The sequence below is a fragment of the Phenylobacterium sp. Root1290 genome, assembly GCF_001425305.1.
In the GTDB taxonomy this organism is placed as follows: Bacteria; Pseudomonadota; Alphaproteobacteria; order Caulobacterales; family Caulobacteraceae; genus Phenylobacterium.
In genome coordinates, this window is the sequence record NZ_LMEE01000004.1 from 43,334 (window position 1) to 59,057 (window position 15,724).

The 15,724-nt window shown below is 67.8% G+C and carries 16 protein-coding genes and 1 pseudogene; 8 read left to right on the top strand and 9 right to left on the bottom strand.

What is annotated here, in order from left to right:
• Nucleotides 1-2: 2 nt before the first annotated feature.
• Genes ASC79_RS18390 through ASC79_RS18400 form a run of 3 tightly spaced genes read right to left on the bottom strand, consistent with a single transcriptional unit; the run spans nt 3 to nt 3,836 of the window.
• A complete protein-coding gene (locus ASC79_RS18390; protein ID WP_056025865.1) occupies nt 3-2,537 on the bottom strand; it encodes a cbb3-type cytochrome c oxidase subunit I in 2,535 nt (844 codons plus the stop codon).
• Entirely contained in the window at nt 2,534-3,502 is a 969-nt protein-coding gene (gene coxB, locus ASC79_RS18395) for a cytochrome c oxidase subunit II (protein ID WP_056025866.1), read from the bottom strand. The genes ASC79_RS18390 and coxB overlap by 4 nt, the downstream gene beginning before the upstream one ends.
• Nucleotides 3,492-3,836 carry a cytochrome c family protein gene (locus tag ASC79_RS18400; RefSeq protein WP_082532240.1) on the bottom strand — a complete coding sequence of 115 codons (345 nt, stop codon included), beginning with the start codon at nt 3,834-3,836 and terminating at the stop codon, nt 3,492-3,494. The genes coxB and ASC79_RS18400 overlap by 11 nt, the downstream gene beginning before the upstream one ends.
• Between ASC79_RS18400 and ASC79_RS21795 the strand changes: the two are divergent.
• Nucleotides 3,835-4,482 (top strand): annotated as a pseudogene (locus ASC79_RS21795) (cytochrome c); the annotation flags it as partial. The gene ASC79_RS18400 and the pseudogene ASC79_RS21795 sit on opposite strands and share 2 nt — an antisense overlap.
• A 49-nt stretch (nt 4,483-4,531) precedes the next feature.
• Here ASC79_RS21795 and ASC79_RS21580 read toward each other — a convergent pair.
• From ASC79_RS21580 to ASC79_RS18420, 4 genes are read right to left on the bottom strand one after another with little or no spacing between them, the layout of a single operon-like run.
• Nucleotides 4,532-5,266 (bottom strand): cytochrome b, encoded by a 735-nt coding sequence (locus ASC79_RS21580; RefSeq protein ID WP_056025870.1) that lies wholly within the window; start codon nt 5,264-5,266, stop codon nt 4,532-4,534.
• Nucleotides 5,263-5,985: a cytochrome c oxidase assembly protein gene (locus ASC79_RS18410; protein ID WP_056025872.1), complete on the bottom strand. Its 723-nt coding sequence runs from the start codon at nt 5,983-5,985 to the stop codon at nt 5,263-5,265. The genes ASC79_RS21580 and ASC79_RS18410 overlap by 4 nt, the downstream gene beginning before the upstream one ends.
• Before the next feature lie 17 nt (nt 5,986-6,002).
• Nucleotides 6,003-7,304 (bottom strand): sorbosone dehydrogenase family protein, encoded by a 1,302-nt coding sequence (locus ASC79_RS18415; RefSeq protein WP_056025874.1) that lies wholly within the window; start codon nt 7,302-7,304, stop codon nt 6,003-6,005.
• Nucleotides 7,301-7,699, bottom strand: coding sequence for a DUF2231 domain-containing protein (locus ASC79_RS18420; protein WP_200937234.1), 399 nt, complete (start codon nt 7,697-7,699; stop codon nt 7,301-7,303). Before ASC79_RS18420 ends, ASC79_RS18415 begins: the two co-directional genes overlap by 4 nt.
• A 222-nt stretch (nt 7,700-7,921) precedes the next feature.
• Here ASC79_RS18420 and ASC79_RS18425 point away from each other — a divergent pair, with 222 nt between their 5' ends.
• The 7 genes from ASC79_RS18425 (at nt 7,922) to ASC79_RS21210 (ending at nt 14,895) form a co-directional block, all read left to right on the top strand.
• Nucleotides 7,922-8,551: a TIGR02281 family clan AA aspartic protease gene (locus tag ASC79_RS18425; protein WP_200937235.1), complete on the top strand. Its 630-nt coding sequence runs from the start codon at nt 7,922-7,924 to the stop codon at nt 8,549-8,551.
• Nucleotides 8,552-8,610: 59 nt separating this feature from the next.
• Complete coding sequence (locus ASC79_RS18430; protein ID WP_156378482.1) at nt 8,611-11,049, top strand: FdhF/YdeP family oxidoreductase; 2,439 nt, start codon at nt 8,611-8,613, stop codon at nt 11,047-11,049.
• Nucleotides 11,046-11,843: a formate dehydrogenase accessory sulfurtransferase FdhD gene (gene fdhD / locus ASC79_RS18435; protein WP_056025881.1), complete on the top strand. Its 798-nt coding sequence runs from the start codon at nt 11,046-11,048 to the stop codon at nt 11,841-11,843. The genes ASC79_RS18430 and fdhD overlap by 4 nt, the downstream gene beginning before the upstream one ends.
• On the top strand, nt 11,840-12,736 hold the full coding sequence (locus ASC79_RS18440; RefSeq protein WP_200937236.1) for a TIGR02587 family membrane protein: 897 nt from the start codon (nt 11,840-11,842) through the stop codon (nt 12,734-12,736). The genes fdhD and ASC79_RS18440 overlap by 4 nt, the downstream gene beginning before the upstream one ends.
• Nucleotides 12,736-13,215 carry a hypothetical protein gene (locus tag ASC79_RS18445; RefSeq protein WP_056025885.1) on the top strand — a complete coding sequence of 160 codons (480 nt, stop codon included), beginning with the start codon at nt 12,736-12,738 and terminating at the stop codon, nt 13,213-13,215. The genes ASC79_RS18440 and ASC79_RS18445 overlap by 1 nt, the downstream gene beginning before the upstream one ends.
• Nucleotides 13,216-13,280: 65 nt before the next feature.
• Nucleotides 13,281-13,757: a hypothetical protein gene (locus ASC79_RS18450; RefSeq protein ID WP_056025887.1), complete on the top strand. Its 477-nt coding sequence runs from the start codon at nt 13,281-13,283 to the stop codon at nt 13,755-13,757.
• A gap of 967 nt (nt 13,758-14,724) precedes the next feature.
• Nucleotides 14,725-14,895 carry a hypothetical protein gene (locus tag ASC79_RS21210; protein ID WP_156378483.1) on the top strand — a complete coding sequence of 57 codons (171 nt, stop codon included), beginning with the start codon at nt 14,725-14,727 and terminating at the stop codon, nt 14,893-14,895.
• Between the two features lie 64 nt (nt 14,896-14,959).
• On the opposite strand, the gene ASC79_RS18455 is transcribed toward ASC79_RS21210, so the two are convergent.
• A complete protein-coding gene (locus tag ASC79_RS18455) occupies nt 14,960-15,364 on the bottom strand; it encodes a response regulator (protein WP_235528877.1) in 405 nt (134 codons plus the stop codon).
• Between the two features lie 30 nt (nt 15,365-15,394).
• Entirely contained in the window at nt 15,395-15,697 is a 303-nt protein-coding gene (locus tag ASC79_RS18460; RefSeq protein ID WP_056025893.1) for a hypothetical protein, read from the bottom strand.
• Between the last annotated feature and the right edge of the window lie 27 nt (nt 15,698-15,724).

Here is a 15,724-nt window from a genome sequence, read left to right on the forward strand (position 1 = left end):
GGTCATGCACCAGGGAAGAGACGCGTGAGCAGCATCGAGAACGCGCCCTGCCCTGCCGAGTAGATGAGGAAGAGACTGATCAGGTCGGAGGTCGTGGGTCGCTCGGGCGCAATCAGCCCGAAGAGACGACGCAGCACGATGTAGACGCCCATGAGCAGCGCCACGGCGACGAACAGCGATTGCCAGGCCAGGAAGGTGTAGACCATCGCGCCGTGGGCGCTGGCTTGCGCCCGCAGGTCGCTCGCACGCCAACTCGACAGGTCCAGCAGCCAGGCTCCGGCCAGGACCACGCCGGCCGCCACCATGAGCCAGACCGCCAGACGCGCCGCGCGCAGGGTCCGCCTGGCTAGACGGGCCGAGGTGAACGCCAGCACGGCTGCTGCGGCGTTGAGCGCCAGCCCGCCAAGGAGCGTCGCGTGCGCCGGGGGCGCAGACCAGATCGCCGGATTGCGGCTCCAGAGGAACACGTAGCTGAAGGCCGCCAGGATCAGCACCATCGCGGCGACGACGAGCGTGATCATCATCGCCCACCAACCGTGGCCGCTGGGTCCAGACACATAGGTCGGCACGCGCAAGCGCCCGCCGATGTGCGCGCGCTCCGCATCGAACGGCAGGTCCAGCGACCAACACCATCGCATCATGCAGGAGACCGCGAGCACGCCGCTCACCACGCTCGCCGGGTAGGCCTGCACGGTGAGCAGCAGGAAAAACCCCGCCGTGAAGACCGCCGCCCAGACCGGCCAGGGTGAAGGATCGGGCATGCGCAGCAGCGCCTGCGGCGCGGCCGCAAGAGTGCTGGTCAGGATGGTCTCGCGCCCGCCGGTCGCCGACCCCGGCAGCAGGTAGCGCCCGGCCTCGACGTCGCGAGCAAGATCGGGCTGATCCCATAGCGGGTAGAGGCTTTTGACGATCGGGATCGAACGGACCGAGTAGAGCCCCGCGGGTAGCCACTCCAGGCCGGGGCTCTGGTGCATGTCCCCCGCCGCCCGCTCGCCGAACGGCCGGAAGTTGCGGATCATGTCGTAGATCCAGAGCGCGACCGCGAGCGCGAAGATGAAGGCGCCGATCGTCGAGATCAGGTTCGGCAGCTCAAGGTGGCGGCCTGGCAGGTAGGTGTAGACACGGCGCGGCATGCCCATCAGCCCGGCCAGATGCATGGGCAGGAAGGTGATGTGAACGCCGGCGAACATCAGCGCGAACACCCATTTGCCGACCCGTTCGCTGAGCGGCCGGGCGCTCGCCATCGGCAGCCAATAGTAGATGGCCGCGAACATGGGAAAGACCATCCCGCCGATGAGCACGTAGTGGAGGTGCGCGACGATGAAATAGGTGTCGTGGGCCTGCCAGTCGAAAGGCACCATGGCGACCATCACCCCGGTCAGCCCGCCCATCGTGAAGACCGCCACCGCACCGATGACGAAGAGTCCGGCGGTGGTGTAGCGGGGCTTGCCGTCGGCGAGCGTCGCGATCCAGGCGAACACCTGGACGCCGGCGGGGATCGAGACCGCCATCGATGCGGCCGAGAAGACATTGATCGACATGGTCGGCATGCCGGTCGTGAACATGTGGTGCGCCCAGACCCCGAAGCTGATGAAGCCGGTGGCGATCATCGCCAGCACCACCAAAGGGTATCCGACCAGCGTCGTGCGTGCGACGGCCGGCACGATCGTCGACATGGCGCCCGCCGCGGGCAGGAAGATGATGTAGACTTCCGGGTGGCCGAAGAACCAGAAGAGGTGTTGCCACAACAGCGGATCGCCCCCGCGGGCGGGATCGAAGAACGGCCAGTTCAGCGCCCGCTCCAGCTCCATCAGCGTCGTCGCCAGGATCACCGATGGGAAGGCGACGATGATCATCACCGCGAAGATCAGCATCGCCCAGGCGAAGACCGGCAGCTTGTCGAGCGTCATGCCCGGCGCGCGCGTGCGCAGGACGCCGACGATGATCTCGATGGCGCCGGCGATGGCCGATATCTCGATGAAGCCGATGCCGACCAGCCAGAAGTCGGCGTTGATGCCCGGCGACCAGGTCGTGCTCGTCAAGGGCGGGTACATGAACCAGCCGCCGTCGGGCGCCAGACCGAAGAACAGCGAAGCGAAGAAGGCCAGGCCGCCGATCAGATAGGCCCAGAAGGCGTAGGCGCTGAGCCGCGGGAACGGCAGATCGCGGGCCCCGAGCATCTGCGGCAGCAGCAGGACGCCAAGCGCCTCCACCGCCGGGACCGCAAACAGGAACATCATCATCGTGCCATGCACGGTGAAGAACTGGTTGTAGGTCTCCTGCGGCAGGAAGCCGTTCAGCGGGAGGGCGAGCTGGGTGCGCATGAGGACGGCCACCGCGCCCGCCAGGACGAAGAACAGCATGGCTGCGCCGACATAGTAGACGCCCACGAAGTTGTTGTTGATCGCCGTGATCCACCCCCAGCCGCTTGGCCGGCGCCAGATGCGTTCGAGTTCGGCGAGTTCGCGCGCAGGCCGGCGCCCCTTGGTGGGGAAGCGCGCCTGCAGCGTTTCCAGGGCGATTCCCTCCTCGCTCACTTGAGCCCCTCAAGGTACGCGGCCAGGGCGTTGAGGTCCTGGCCGGTCAGCACCGGGTAGGACGGCATGCGGTTGCCCGGCTTGATCGCCTGGCTGTCGGCGACCCAGCCGGCGAGGGTCCCGCGGTTATTGGGAAGGATGCCCGCGCCGAGCGTGCGGCGGGCGCCGACATGGGTGAGATCAGGTCCCGCCAACCCATTGGCGCCGGCGCCTCGCACGGTGTGGCACGCGCCGCATCCGGCGGCGGCGAAGACCTCCGCGCCGCGCAGAGCCTGCGGGTCCTCCGGCGCCTTGGCGCCGCCGGCCCGCGCCGCGCGCCAGGCTTCGAAGGCCGCAGGGTCGTGAGCGACGACCACGAACCCCATCAGCGCGTGCGGTCCGCCGCAGAACTCGGCGCACTGGCCAGCATAGACGCCCGGAGCGTCGGCCTGGAGGCGCAGGATGTTGCGCCGTCCGGGGATCATGTCCTTCTTGCCGCCCAGGCGCGGGACCCAGAAGCTGTGGATCACGTCGGCGGAGTCGAGCTCGAAGACCACCGGCCGACCGACGGGGATGTGCACTTCGTTGGCGTCCTGCAGCGCCTCGCGACCTTGGCTGTCGAGATAGGCGACCCGCCACCACCACATCTCCCCGGTGACCCGCACGCGCATCTCGCCAGGCCGCGGCGTCTCGCTGAGGCGGCTGTTGAGGCTCAGCCCATAGATCAGCAGCGCGCTGAGCACGACGACGGGGAAGGCCAGCCCGCCGGTCCAGACCAGCCAGGTTCCGCCCAATCTGCGGCGCCAACGGCGAGGACCCAGGAGCGCCAGGGCCAGGGCGACGACCACCAGTGCAAGGACCGCCCCCCCGCCCGCGAACAGCACCCAGGACAGCGTGTTGACCGTCGCGGCGAAGGGACCGGCCGGGTCAAGCGCCGGCGGCGGCCAGCCGGCGAAGGCTTCCGGCGCGCGCAAGTCAGCGTTCATGGAGGCCGTAGAGATAGGCGGCGACGTCGCGGGCTTCGTCCTGGCTCAGCGAACTGGGCGGCATGGCCGTTTCAGGCGCCAGGCTGGGGGCGTCCCGAAGCCAGGCCACCAGAACGCCCGGCTGGTTTGGAAAGCGCCCGGCGATCAGGGGGCGGGCGCCGAACCCTTTCAGCGAGCCCCCGACGGCGCCGCGCGGCCAATCGAGCCCCGGCACCACGTGGCAGGCGCCGCACCCAGACTGCCTGATCAGCTCAAGGCCGCGCTGCGGATCGGCGCCGGAAATCTGGCGTGGAGGTCTGCTCTTGTCGGCGCAGCCGCCGAGCGCTGCGATCATGAGGATCGCCGCGCCCCAGGGCCGCCCTGACGATCTTCCGGCAGCATGCATTGCGCCTCCCTTGCCGGTGAGGAAACCTCGCCCCGCGGCGCAGGTTCCGTGTCGGAACCGATACAGCCTGGCTGGTGTTGCCGACTGCGTGCGCCTGGCCCTCCTCCTTCCCTCGCTCTGCGGTCTGATCGCGGCCTGCGGTCCAGCGCCCCAAGCGCGCATCGACCCGTTCACCAAGAGCGGCGAGGTCATTGCGCTGAGCGGCGGACGAGGCGGCGCGGCCAACGCCTGCTTCGGATGCCATGGCCTCGCCGGACAAGGCGACGGGGTCGCCGCTCCGCGCCTGGCGGGGCTCGACGCCGGGTATCTGCAAAAGCAGCTGGACGACTACGCTTCGGGGCTGCGGCCCGATCCCACCATGCAGCCCGCCGTCCGCTGGCTCTCGCCCGACGATCGACGGGCGGTCGCAGCGCACTATGGCGCCATGGCCGCTCCGATGACCGGGCGGCCAAGCCTTTCGACCCCGCCCGTGTGGCTTGACGGCGACGCGCGGCGCGGCGTGATCGCCTGCGCCGTCTGTCACGGCGACGATGGCCGCGGCGTCGGCGCGGCCAATCCGGCCCTCGCAGGTCAGCCCGCCGGCTACACGCTTGAGCAGATCAGGCGATGGCAGGCGGCCAAGCGGCGCAACGACGCGCGCGGCGTCATGGCGATCGCGGTCGCGCAGGTGACGCCGCTCGAAGCGAGCGCCATAGCCGGCTGGCTTGAGCGCCAACCTGCTTCTCCCAGGCCCTATAGCGACGCTGCCAGCCTGTCCGCCGCCGAGGCCGCTGCGGCACAATTGGCAGCATCCCGTGGAACACGTCGTCCCGGTCGATGAAGTGATGCTTGAGCGCGGCGGCGACGTGAACCGGGATCAGCATCAGCAACGACACGACAAGGCCAAAGTGCATCCACTCGGCCGCCGCCTCGATCTGCCAGCGGCGCTCGGCGGTCAGTTCCTGGAAGGGCATTAGCGGCCAGGGCGTTATGCCCGCCAGCAGCAGCTGCTCCTCCCGCGCCGTCGCTGACAGCATCGCCCAACCGCTCAGCGGCAAGCCAAAGAGGCAGATGTAGAAGACGTAGTGACCGACGTGGGCGAACAGGCTCTCCAAACCCGGCTTGTCGGCGTCGTTGATCACCGGCGGCGCCAGCAGTCTCCAGCCGCCGCGACAAACCACCAGCACAAGCATGACCAGGCCGATCGCATAGTGCAGATCGTGGGCCCCCACCTTGCCGGCCCCGACGGGCGCGCGGCCCATCCACCAGCCGAGCGCAAGCTGAAAGACAACCAGCCCGGCCATCACCCAGTGAAACACGATCGCGACGGGGGAGTAGCGGCCCTCGTCGGCGTGACCGGCCGCCCACTCCAGAATGTTGGCGACGAGCTTGTCGATCATAACGCGTTTTCGCGCAGGCCCGTGGTCAGGAGGTCACGCACGGCGGCCAGGGCCGCCAGGAGATAGACGCCGGCCGCCGGCACCCACATGATGAGGCCCGCGGCCTGCTGATCTTCCAGCGGCGTCAGGCCGAACGCGAAGGTCGAGGCCAGGTGCGGCGCGTAGAGCGGAGCCTGCGAGAACGTCAGCACCGCTCCGAGCAGTCCCATCGCCACCATCGCGACCAGCAGGGCGCCGGTCGCCGCCAGCGCGCTGGCCGAGCGCACCGCTCTCCAGAACCAGATCGCCGAGAACAGCAAGCTGGCCTGCATCAGCCAGTAGGCCCCGTCATCGCGCAGCGCCAGGCCGTAGGCGGCCGGCGCATGCCAGGCCCAGAACACCAGCGCCTGACAGACGAGCGCCGCGGCGAGCTGGCCGCGCGGCGCGCTCCGTGGCGTGGCCCAGACCAGCAGCGGCGCAGCAAGCGCCACAAGCAGCACATGGTGCACCGTGCGCGCCGAGAACAGCGCCGAACTCATCGCGCAGAGCGGCGATACGAAGATCACCGCAAGGACCAGCAGGCCGCCAAGTCCCGCGGCCGGGCGCGGCGAACGCGCGAGGCAAAGGACGGCTGCGGCGGCGAGGGCTGCAAGGACGAGCGGGTCGAGGTTCCACCGGCCAAGAACGTCTTCCGGCAACGGCGGCGCTCCGCAGTAGGGCGTCGATAGCTCTTGCAGCATCCGGCCGCTCCCGTTCCTCAGCCTGGCGCCCGCGCCGCGACGCGCCAGACCGTGTTCGACAGGTCATCAGCGATGAGCAGGGTTCGGCTGCGCGGATCGAAGGCGACGCCCACCGGTCGGCCGCGGGCCCCGCCCTTCTCGTCCAGGAAGCCGGTCACGAAATCGACGGGGGGACCGGTCGGGCGGCCGCCCGCGAAGGGAACGAAGACCACCTTGTAGCCAGCCAGGTCCTGCCGGTTCCAGCTCCCGTGCTCGCCGATGAACGCGCCTTGGGCGAACACGCCGCCAAAGCCGCCCTGGGTGGCGAAGCTCAGGCCTAGGGCCGCCACGTGCGAGCCGAGGGCGTAGTCGGGCGTGATGGCCTTGGCGACCATCTCAGGCTTCTGGGGCCGTACGCGCGGATCGACGTTTTGTCCCCAATAGCTGTAGGGCCAGCCATAGAACGCGCCCTCGCGCACGGAGGTGAGATAGTCCGGGACCAGCTGGGGTCCAAGTTCATCGCGCTCGTTGACCACGGCCCACAGCGCGCTGGTCGTGGGCTCGATCGCCAGCGCGGTGGGGTTGCGAATCCCCGTCGCGATGGTGCGCCGTGCGCCCGTCAGTCGATCGATTTCCCAGATGACGGCGCGTTCCTCTTCCACGGCCATGCCGCGTTCGCCGATGTTGCTGTTGGAGCCGATGCCCACATAGAGCCGCGCGCCGTCGGCGCTGGCCGCCAGCGACTTGGTCCAGTGGTGATTGAGTTGGGATGGAATCCTGGTCACTTCCTCGCCGCGGCCCGCCACGCGGGTCTGACCGTCCTGATAGGAAAAGCGCAGCAGCGCGTCCTGGTTGGCGACGTAGAGCGCCCCTTCGACGAACGCCAGGCCATAGGGCGCGTTCAGCCCGTCGATGAAGACCGTGCGCAGCTCGGCGGTTCCATCCCCGTCGGCGTCCCGCAGCAGGGTGATCTGGTCCCCTCCCTTCACCTTGGTCTTGCCAAGGCTCTTGATGTAGCCGGCGATCACGTCCTTGGGCCGGACCTTTGGCGCGCCGCCGCCCGAGCCCTCGGCGACAAGAACATCGCCGTTCGGCAGGACGAGAATCTGGCGCGGGACCTTCAGGTCGCTCGCCATGGGCGTAATCGAAAAGCCGGCGGGCACGGTCGGGACCTTCCCGTCCCACCCCGCAGGTCTGGCGATCTTCATCGGCGGGACCAGCGTCTCGTGCTGCCGGGGCAGCTGGGGTTCGGGACCGGTCTGCGCAAGGTCCCGCTCATTTGGGCCGCAGGCCGCCAGGACGAAGGGCGCCAGGGCCAGGATGATCAGACGCCGGCTCATCGCGCGATCCTCCGGGCGGCGGAAAAGCCGATCCACCCCGCCAGCAGCGCGGCGAGCATGGAGGTCAGCGAGAGCAGCAGCCCCAAGGCGCCCACAGAGCTCCACCCGTCACGGCTGTGCTGGAAGGCGTTGACGAGGCCAGCGCCCCACATGATCACGATCAGGAGCAGATATCCCCCCGCCCGCACGCGGCCTGCGCGACGTGCGAGCACCGCGCTGACAAGGGCCCAGAGCAGGACCATCGCGCCGACGACGAGCGCGCCGGTGATCATCCAGGCGGCGAAATTCGACCACTGGAGTTCGGCCGTCCGGAGATAGGCGATGTCCGACACCAGCGCGCCTGTGAAGAGCGCGATCGGGAACGCCAGAAGGATGGCGTGAAGCGGATGGAGCATTGGTCTTGAGACCGTCTCGAAGTCATGCGTCCGCCGCTCCGGCATTCCGTTCTCCCTAGACGATCCCGTAGGCAATGATCGGCCGAGCTTTAGGTTTCACCCTGGCCGGCTGGAACCGTCATCGATCAGCGGCCGCCGGCTTGCCCGGGCGGCGGATCAAAACAAGCGCTACGCTGTTCACTCCTGGTCATGTCCCTCCCCGCCGAACTCGATTGGCGCCAGTTGGCGCTGGCCGCCGCGGCAGCCGCGCTGCTGCTCTTTGGTCTCTTCAGCATTCCGCGGATCGGACTGGTCATCCGGGCCGTGTTTTCGTTCGGCGTCCTGGCTCTGGGGCTGCTGATCATCTTCCAGCGCGCCGCCCTCGATCCCTATCTTTCGCAGGTGACCGAGCGGCTCGGTCTGGACAGCCAGCAGATCGTCGGCCGCGAAGTCCGCATCGCCATGGCCTCAGACGGCCATTTCTGGGTCCAGGCGGACATCAACGGCGTGCGGCGCAGAATGCTGGTCGACAGCGGCGCAACGGTCACGGCCCTGGCGCCCGATACGGCGGCGCGGGCGCGCGTCGAAGCCGACCCGAGCCTCGTGCCCGTCCTTGTCCGCACCGCCAACGGCGTCGTGCAGGCCAAGACAGGAGAAATCGAGAGCCTGAAAATCGGCGGCATCGAAGCTGCGAACCTCAAGGTCGTCATCTCCCCTTCCGCAGGAACGATCGACGTCCTGGGGATGAACTTTCTCTCTCAGCTGGCGTCCTGGCGCGTGGAGGGCCGCACGCTGATCTTGACGCCCGACGCCGCGGCCGCATCGGACCACGATCCCTCCACCGATCGCGCCGCGGCGGCCCAGGGGCGCTAGCGCCGCCTTCCCCATGAGGGGTGAACCACAAGGCGCCTTGTCCGTTGGCGATAGAGTTCATGAGAGGGAGCGCGCGCGTGAACAGCGGCCCGAAACCGAAGCCAGCCATCAAGCCGTTCGGAGGCCCCGCGGGGGGATATGGGTCCCTGGCCTCCGTGAGCGAGGTCCTCCTGCGAGAGGGCTTGCCGATCGCCGGCGTCGAAACGCTCGCCCATCAGAACAAGCCTGGCGGGCCGATGTGCGTAAGCTGCGCCTGGGCCAAGCCGGCCCGGCCGAAGATCGCCGAGTTCTGCGAGAACGGCGCCAAGGCCACGGCCTGGGAGCTGACCCGCCGCCGGACCAACGAGGCGTTCTTCGCGCGTCACACGCTCGCAGAGCTTGAACAGTGGATCGACCACGACCTTGAGGAGGCTGGACGACTGACGCGCCCCATGCGCTGGGACGCAGGCAGCGACAAGTATGTGCCCGTCGCCTGGGAGGAGGCTTTCAGCGAGATCGGCCGGGAACTGGCCGCGCTGCGCTCCGACCCCGATCAGACGGTGTTTTACGCCAGCGGCCGCGCGAGTCTGGAGACGAGCTATCTCTGGCAGCTCTTGGCGCGGCTCTATGGCACCAACAATCTGCCAGACAGCTCGAACATGTGCCACGAATCCACCTCGGTGGCGCTGCCCGAGAGCATCGGCGTCTCGGTCGGCACGGTGACGCTGCAAGACTTCGATCAGACCGATCTCATCCTCTATCTGGCGCACAATCCCGGCACGTCCGCGCCGCGTATCCTGCATCAGTTGCAGGACGCCGCCCGCCGCGGCGTGAAGATCATCGGCTTCAACCCTCTTCGCGAGCGCGGACTGGAGCGGTTCCAGAACCCGCAATCGCCCAAGGAGATGGTGATCGGCCGCCAGACCCAGATCGCAGACGAGATCCATCAGGTGAAGGTCGGCGGGGACATCGCCGCGCTCACGGGGGTCTGCAAGGCGTTGATCGAAGCCGACGACAGCGCGCTGGCCGCCGGCCAGGCCAAGATCAAAGACCGCGAGGCGCTCCTGGGCGACACCGACGGCGACGCCGGCTTTTCCATCAAGGCGGCCGTGGCCGACGGGCTGGATCACCGCGTTCTCGACCATGCGTTCATAGCGCAACACACGGCCGGCTTTCCCGCCTTCGCCGAGCACTGCCGCTCGACGCCCTGGAGCGAGATCGAGGCCGTGTCGGGCCTCAGTCGCCAGGCGCTGACCGACGTGGCCCGCAGCTATGGCGCCGCCAAGCGGGTGATCGCCATCTATGGCATGGGGCTGACCCAGCATGTGGGCGGCGTCGACAACGTGCAGATGCTCTGCAATCTGCTGCTGCTGGGCGGCAATATCGGCAAGCCGGGCGCGGGGATCTGCCCGGTTCGGGGCCACTCCAACGTCCAGGGCCAACGCACGGTCGGGATCACCGAGAAGCCGGAACTCGCCCCGCTGGACGTTCTGGCCCGGCAGTATGATTTCGAGCCCCCGCGCAGGGAAGGCCTCACGACCGTGAGCGCCTGCCAGGCGATGATCGACGGGAAGGTGAAGGCGTTTGTCGCCCTCGGCGGCAATTTCCTTCGCGCCGCGCCCGAGACCGGCAAGGTGGAGGAAGCCTGGTGCGGGCTGCGCCTGACCGTAGCGATCGCCACCAAGCTCAACCGCAGCCACGTGGTGCACGGCGAGGTCGCCTACCTGCTGCCGTGTCTCGGCCGTCTGGAGATCGACCGTCAGGCGAGCGGCGAGCAAAGCGTCACGATGGAGAGCAGCCTGGCGCATTTCCACGCCTCGCGGGGGCGGGCGACGCCGGCCTCGCCTGAGCTTCGGTCCGAGCCGGCGATCGTGGCGGGTCTCGCCCTCGCCGCCTTGCCCGCCAACGCCAAGACGCCATGGCGGGCCTGGATCGACGACTACGCGCGCATCCGTCAGGCGATCGAGGAGACCTTCCCCGCGACTTTCACGGGCCTTGGCGAGAAGGCGTTCCTGCCTGGGGGCATGGCGCGCCCGCTGGCGGCGCGGGAGCGCAAGTGGAACACTCGCTCGGGCAAGGCCAACTTCAAGACGCCTACGCGCCTTTTCGCCGGCGATCTCGCCAGTCTGCATCGCGAGGGCGTGTTGCAGCTGACGACCATGCGCAGCAACGATCAGTTCAACACCAGCATCTACGGCTATCATGACCGGTTCCGCGGCGTGCAGGGAACGCGAATGGTGCTGTTCATGAACCCCGCGGACATCTCCGCGCTCGGGTTCGCGGCTGGCGAGTTGGTGGATCTGACCACGGCGGTCGACGACGGCGTCGAGCGTGTCGTGCGCCAATTCCAGATCGTGGCCTATGACATTCCGGGCGGCTGCTGCGCGGCCTACTTCCCCGAAGCCAATCCCCTCGTACCGCTCGGCCACCACGATCCAAAGGCGCATACGCCGGCCTACAAGGCCGTGCCCGTGACGCTGTCGCGCTCAAGGTCCCAGGCAAGGGTTCGTCCGCTATGACCGCCGCCTGCGCAGAAGCCAGCCGCGTTGCGGTCCGAGCGTCCGCCGTCAGCCACGGATCGCGCATGGTGGCCGAAGAGGTCGCCATCGCCATGGTCTACGACGGTTCCACCCACGCCGTGCTGATGGCCACGCCCGCCGATCTGCATGACTTCGCCTTGGGATTCAGCCTGACCGAGGGCGTAATCGACCACCCGGACGATCTTGTCGAGCTGGACGTGGTCGAGCAGCCGGGCGGCCTGGAGCTGCGCATGTGGCTGGCGGGCGCGCGCGCTCAGGACTTCCGCAACCGCCGACGCGCGCTGATCGGCCCGACCGGTTGCGGGCTCTGCGGCGTCGAGAGCCTGGCCGAGGCGTCGCGTCCGCCGCTGCGGGTGCACGCCTCGCCCGCCTTCAGTCCCAGCGACCTCAGCTTGGCCATCGCCCTCCTGGACGGACAACCGCTTGGCGCTTTGACCCGCTCGGTTCACGCCGCCGGGTTGTGGACGGCCAAGGCAGGCCTGGTCGCGGTGCGCGAGGACGTCGGCCGCCACAACGCGCTCGACAAGCTCGCCGGGGCCCTGCTCGCCGCTGGCGAGCCGGCTGGCGAGGGGATGCTGCTTCTGACCTCCCGGGTTTCAGTCGAGATGGTACAGAAGGCGGCCCGGATGGGCGTCGGCGTCCTGGCTGCGCTCTCGGCGCCCACGGCGCTGGCGCTGCGCGTCGCAGACGCGGCCGGGATCACCCTGGCCGCCATCGCGCGCCGCGACGGCTTTGAGGTGTTCACCCATCCGCATCGGCTGGGCCTGGCGTGAGCGTCCGGCCGGCTGGGCCGGAACACACAAGCGCTGCCCACGTTGGTCAGCTGGTCAAGCTTGGAGGGCGCGTGAATCTTGCGGCGAACCGTAACTATGCAAGGGCTCTAGGCTTGGGCTTTGGCGGCGCGCTCTTGTTCGCCTTGCCGCTGCTGATGACGATGGAGATGTGGCGGCTGGGCTTCGCCATGGAGCAAGGAAGGCTCCTTGGCCTCGTGCTGGCCAGCCTGCCGATGCTGCTTGGCCTCTCCTACTTCGCCGGATTCGAGCCGACCTTTCGATTGAAGGATGAGATCCTCGACATGCTGGCGGCGCTGGGCATCGGCCTGCTGCTTTCCGCCGTCGTCCTCAGCCTCTTTGGAGCCTTGCGGCTGGAGCACGCCCCGCTTGAGACGACCGGAAAGATCGCTCTATGCGCCATTCCCGGCGCAATGGGCGCGCTGCTTGCCGGGAAACAGTTCGGAGACAGCGACCTAGCGCGCACCCGCACCAAGGCGCGAACCGCCTATGGTGGGGAGCTCTTCACGGTGGCGGTCGGCGCCCTCTTTCTGGCTTTCAACATCGCCCCGACCGAGGAAGTCTCCCAGATCGCGCGGCAGATGGGACCGATCAGATGCCTTCTCCTGCTGATGGTGTCGCTGCTGCTATCGCATGTCATGGTCTATGAGCTGGGTTTCCCCGGCCAGGACGTCCGGCGCGGCTCGGGCGGCTTTGCGGGAACCTTCGTGTTCTTCACGGCCCCGGCTTACGCCATCTCTTTCGCGATCAGCGCCTATACCCTCTGGAGCTTTGGTCGTCTCGACGGCCTCGCCGTCACGGAAATCAACGCGACCGTGCTCGTGCTGGCCTTCCCCGCCGCCATCGGCGCTGCGACCGCCCGGCTGGTGATCTGATGACTGCCGCAAAGCCAAAATCCAAGCCGACATCACCTCGCGCCGCGAGCGTCAAAGACAAGGCGAGCCCCGCGCGCAAGTCGGCCCCATCGCCAGGGTCGCAAAGCGCGCAGACGCCGCTCCTGGAATGGATCGCGGCGGGCGTCGGTGCGGCGCTCATCCTGGCCGTGCTGTCGGTGATCGTTCTCGACATCGCCCGGGCGCACGACGCCCCTCCCGATCTGGTGGTGCGCTCCAAGGGCTCTGAACGTGTCGCAAACGGTTACCTGCTGCACATCGAGATCAAGAACCGCGGAGATCAGCCCGCCGCGCAGGTGGACGTCGAAGGGCGGCTCGGTCATGGCGCGGCGGCTCAAACCGCGAGCGTCACTTTCGACGATGTTCCGGGAGGTTCGGTGCGCAGCGGCGGCTTGCTCTTCAAGTCTGATCCGCGGGGAGGCGCGGTCGAGCTGAGCGCCAAGGGGTTCACCGATCCCTAGTTCGCCCGTCGGGTGCAGCCAATCTGCCGCTCGCGCGTCTTTCGAGGTCTGTAATGGAGAGACGCATGCTCAACTCGCTTCTCATCGGTATGGTCGCCGGCGCCAGGTCCATCACGCCGCTGGCGGCGGTCAGCGAGGCGGCGCGAACCGGGGCGCTTCCCACCGACAACGGCGCGCCCCGATACATCAGCCATCCGCTGGTCGCGGCTGGGACCAAGGCCTTGGCGGCCGGCGAGCTGCTGGGCGACAAGATGACCTCGGCGCCTGACCGCATCGTGCCCGCCGGCATCGCGGCCCGGTTGGTGACGGGGGCTCTGGCAGGCGCTGCGCTGGCGCCTCGCCGTCAAGCCGCCCTTGGCGCCCTGCTGGGCGCGGGCGGCGCTGTCGCCGCGGCCTACCTGACGTTTGGGGCGCGGATGGCGGCGATGCGTCGATACGGCCAGAAGAAGACAGGCCTTGTGGAAGACGCCCTGACCTTGGGCGCCACGCAGTTGGTGATGAGGCGGGCGGCCGCGCAGCCGGCGCCCAGGCGCGTCAAATGAGCTGGCTGTGAGAAAAACGCGCGAAGCCTGACGGCGGCGCGAGTTGTGTGCTTTCGGGTAGGCGAAGCCAAACCGAGATGAGGAGCGATGCCCTCGACTCTCTAAATGTCTTCGACGAACGCCTTGCGCGGACCGCGAGCCAGGTTTGCCTTGGCGGGCGTCAGGCCGTGAAATCACCGCCGGAAGTTTTGATTATCTAAAAGAACCATCGCGCAAGGGCGGTGGCCAATATGGCGATCACGACAAATGGGATGGCGATGACGCCGGCCCCGGTGGCGTGGGCCTTGAACCAGTCGCCGAGTTCGACCGAGATCGAGTCCCTGGCGGGCGGAGAGGTAGGCTTCGAACGCGTGACCATATGTTCACTATACGTTCTAGGCGGCGGACTGGCTAGCGAATACTGTATGTTTCGTACAGTCACTGGCGAGGCGCATCATTTTACCCGGGCGGATAGACTTGGATCTTTGAGGCAGAAGCCACGGTAAGCCCACTTCGACGCAGCATTGGTTGTCTAGCCATGACCCGAACTCTCGCAAAGGCGACATCAGGCCACGCAACCCGAAAGGCCAGAACGCCGGCATCTCGGGCGAGACGGGGCGGTTTCCGAGGCCGCTGCCGAGCGTTCTGGCTGGCCCCACAAAGTGCGTCGGCGAAAACCGTTGATCAGGCGGCGTGCGAGACGACTGTTGTGTGAGACGTCTTATATCTGGGGTCGCCGCCCCCTCTATTCCATGCGGCTCGGTCCCGATGGGAGAAGCCGTCGCAGAAATGCTCGGCGCAGGCGATCGATTTCGCGCTGAAGGGCCGGCCGCTTGGGCGCGCTGCCTCGACAAGAACCAGGCGGGGCGGGCGTCTCCCTTGACGTCATTGTGAAGCTCCGTGGGCTGAACCTCCCTTGGAGGAAAGTGTTGAGTGCTGGAACCGCCCCAATTGACCGCCTCCACAATTGACCGCCCAAGGAGCAGACATGGACCGAAACGCCACCCAAGCTCCTTCTCGCGATCGCACCGCCTCCCCCAAGCTCCCAAAGCGCCAGGGCCGCACAATCGAGCAGATCGCCGCCGGCGTGCGCCGCCAGCGAGCGCATATCATGCTGCTGGACGGGGCCGACCCGTTGCGCGGCGGGGTCGCAGATTAGGCGCAGGCGCTACCGAAGGGCGGGCGGACAGGGCCTTTTGTCACCGGCAGTGACGTCCTGCAGCCTAGCTCGTTCCGCCCTTGGGAGCTTCGCCGCCGGCGTTGAGAATGGCGGTCTGCAAGTCGTCAAAAGAGTAAGGCTTGTTGAGGAACGCGCCGTCGTCGGGCACCTCGCGATCAATGCCTCGCCCGGATGTAACGACAAGCTTCACCGCAGGCCATGCGCGGTGAACCTGATCGGCGAGGCTGAGTCCATCAAGACCCCCCGGCATGTCCACGTCAGTGAACAGCACCCCTACGTCAGGCCGCGATCTGAGCACCTTCAGCGCCTCTTCGGCACTCTCAACGGCGACCACTTCGTAGCCGGCGTCTTCAAGACCTTCGTGAGCGATCCACCGCACGAGCGGCTCGTCCTCGACTAAAAGCACAAGCATTGGATTGGGACACATGGAAAGGTCAAAGCGCGACAACCCAACGTGGTTCCAAAGCTCAACTACAGCCTATCGAACCTTGGCGTTCCCTGAGACATTCACCGTCGTGTCGCCCTCTGCGCCGAAGCTGAGGTTCGCGATCCGAGCCGGATCGGGCGACCAGAGCTTCGCACCTGAGGCTTCCAAGTCCGCAAGCGCTCTTTCTTCAAAATGCCGGCGCAGCAGGCTTATCGCAGCAAGAAGCTGCGCCTCCTGCGAGACCGGCGCAACGGGCCGCACGCGCGCGCCGACGCGCAGACCGACAATCAGCGACACGGCGCCCACTCCCATGAGGCCGAAGAGGTATCCGAGGGTGGCGGGGGCGACATCCATTTCGAACTCCTTCGCTCTTAGATGGGA

Bases quoted from the DNA above. Each gene is read 5' to 3' on its own strand.
- ASC79_RS18420 (WP_200937234.1), bottom strand. From the start codon at position 7,699: ATGCTCCATCCGCTTCACGCCATCCTTCTGGCGTTCCCGATCGCGCTC.
- ASC79_RS18460 (WP_056025893.1), bottom strand. From the start codon at position 15,697: ATGGATGTCGCCCCCGCCACCCTCGGATACCTCTTCGGCCTCATGGGA.
- coxB (WP_056025866.1), bottom strand. From the start codon at position 3,502: ATGAACGCTGACTTGCGCGCGCCGGAAGCCTTCGCCGGCTGGCCGCCG.
- ASC79_RS18450 (WP_056025887.1), top strand. From the start codon at position 13,281: ATGCTCAACTCGCTTCTCATCGGTATGGTCGCCGGCGCCAGGTCCATC.
- ASC79_RS18445 (WP_056025885.1), top strand. From the start codon at position 12,736: ATGACTGCCGCAAAGCCAAAATCCAAGCCGACATCACCTCGCGCCGCG.
- ASC79_RS18415 (WP_056025874.1), bottom strand. From the start codon at position 7,304: ATGAGCCGGCGTCTGATCATCCTGGCCCTGGCGCCCTTCGTCCTGGCG.
- ASC79_RS21210 (WP_156378483.1), top strand. From the start codon at position 14,725: ATGGACCGAAACGCCACCCAAGCTCCTTCTCGCGATCGCACCGCCTCC.
- ASC79_RS21580 (WP_056025870.1), bottom strand. From the start codon at position 5,266: ATGATCGACAAGCTCGTCGCCAACATTCTGGAGTGGGCGGCCGGTCAC.
- ASC79_RS18430 (WP_156378482.1), top strand. From the start codon at position 8,611: ATGAGAGGGAGCGCGCGCGTGAACAGCGGCCCGAAACCGAAGCCAGCC.
- fdhD (WP_056025881.1), top strand. From the start codon at position 11,046: ATGACCGCCGCCTGCGCAGAAGCCAGCCGCGTTGCGGTCCGAGCGTCC.
- ASC79_RS18400 (WP_082532240.1), bottom strand. From the start codon at position 3,836: ATGATCGCAGCGCTCGGCGGCTGCGCCGACAAGAGCAGACCTCCACGC.
- ASC79_RS18410 (WP_056025872.1), bottom strand. From the start codon at position 5,985: ATGCTGCAAGAGCTATCGACGCCCTACTGCGGAGCGCCGCCGTTGCCG.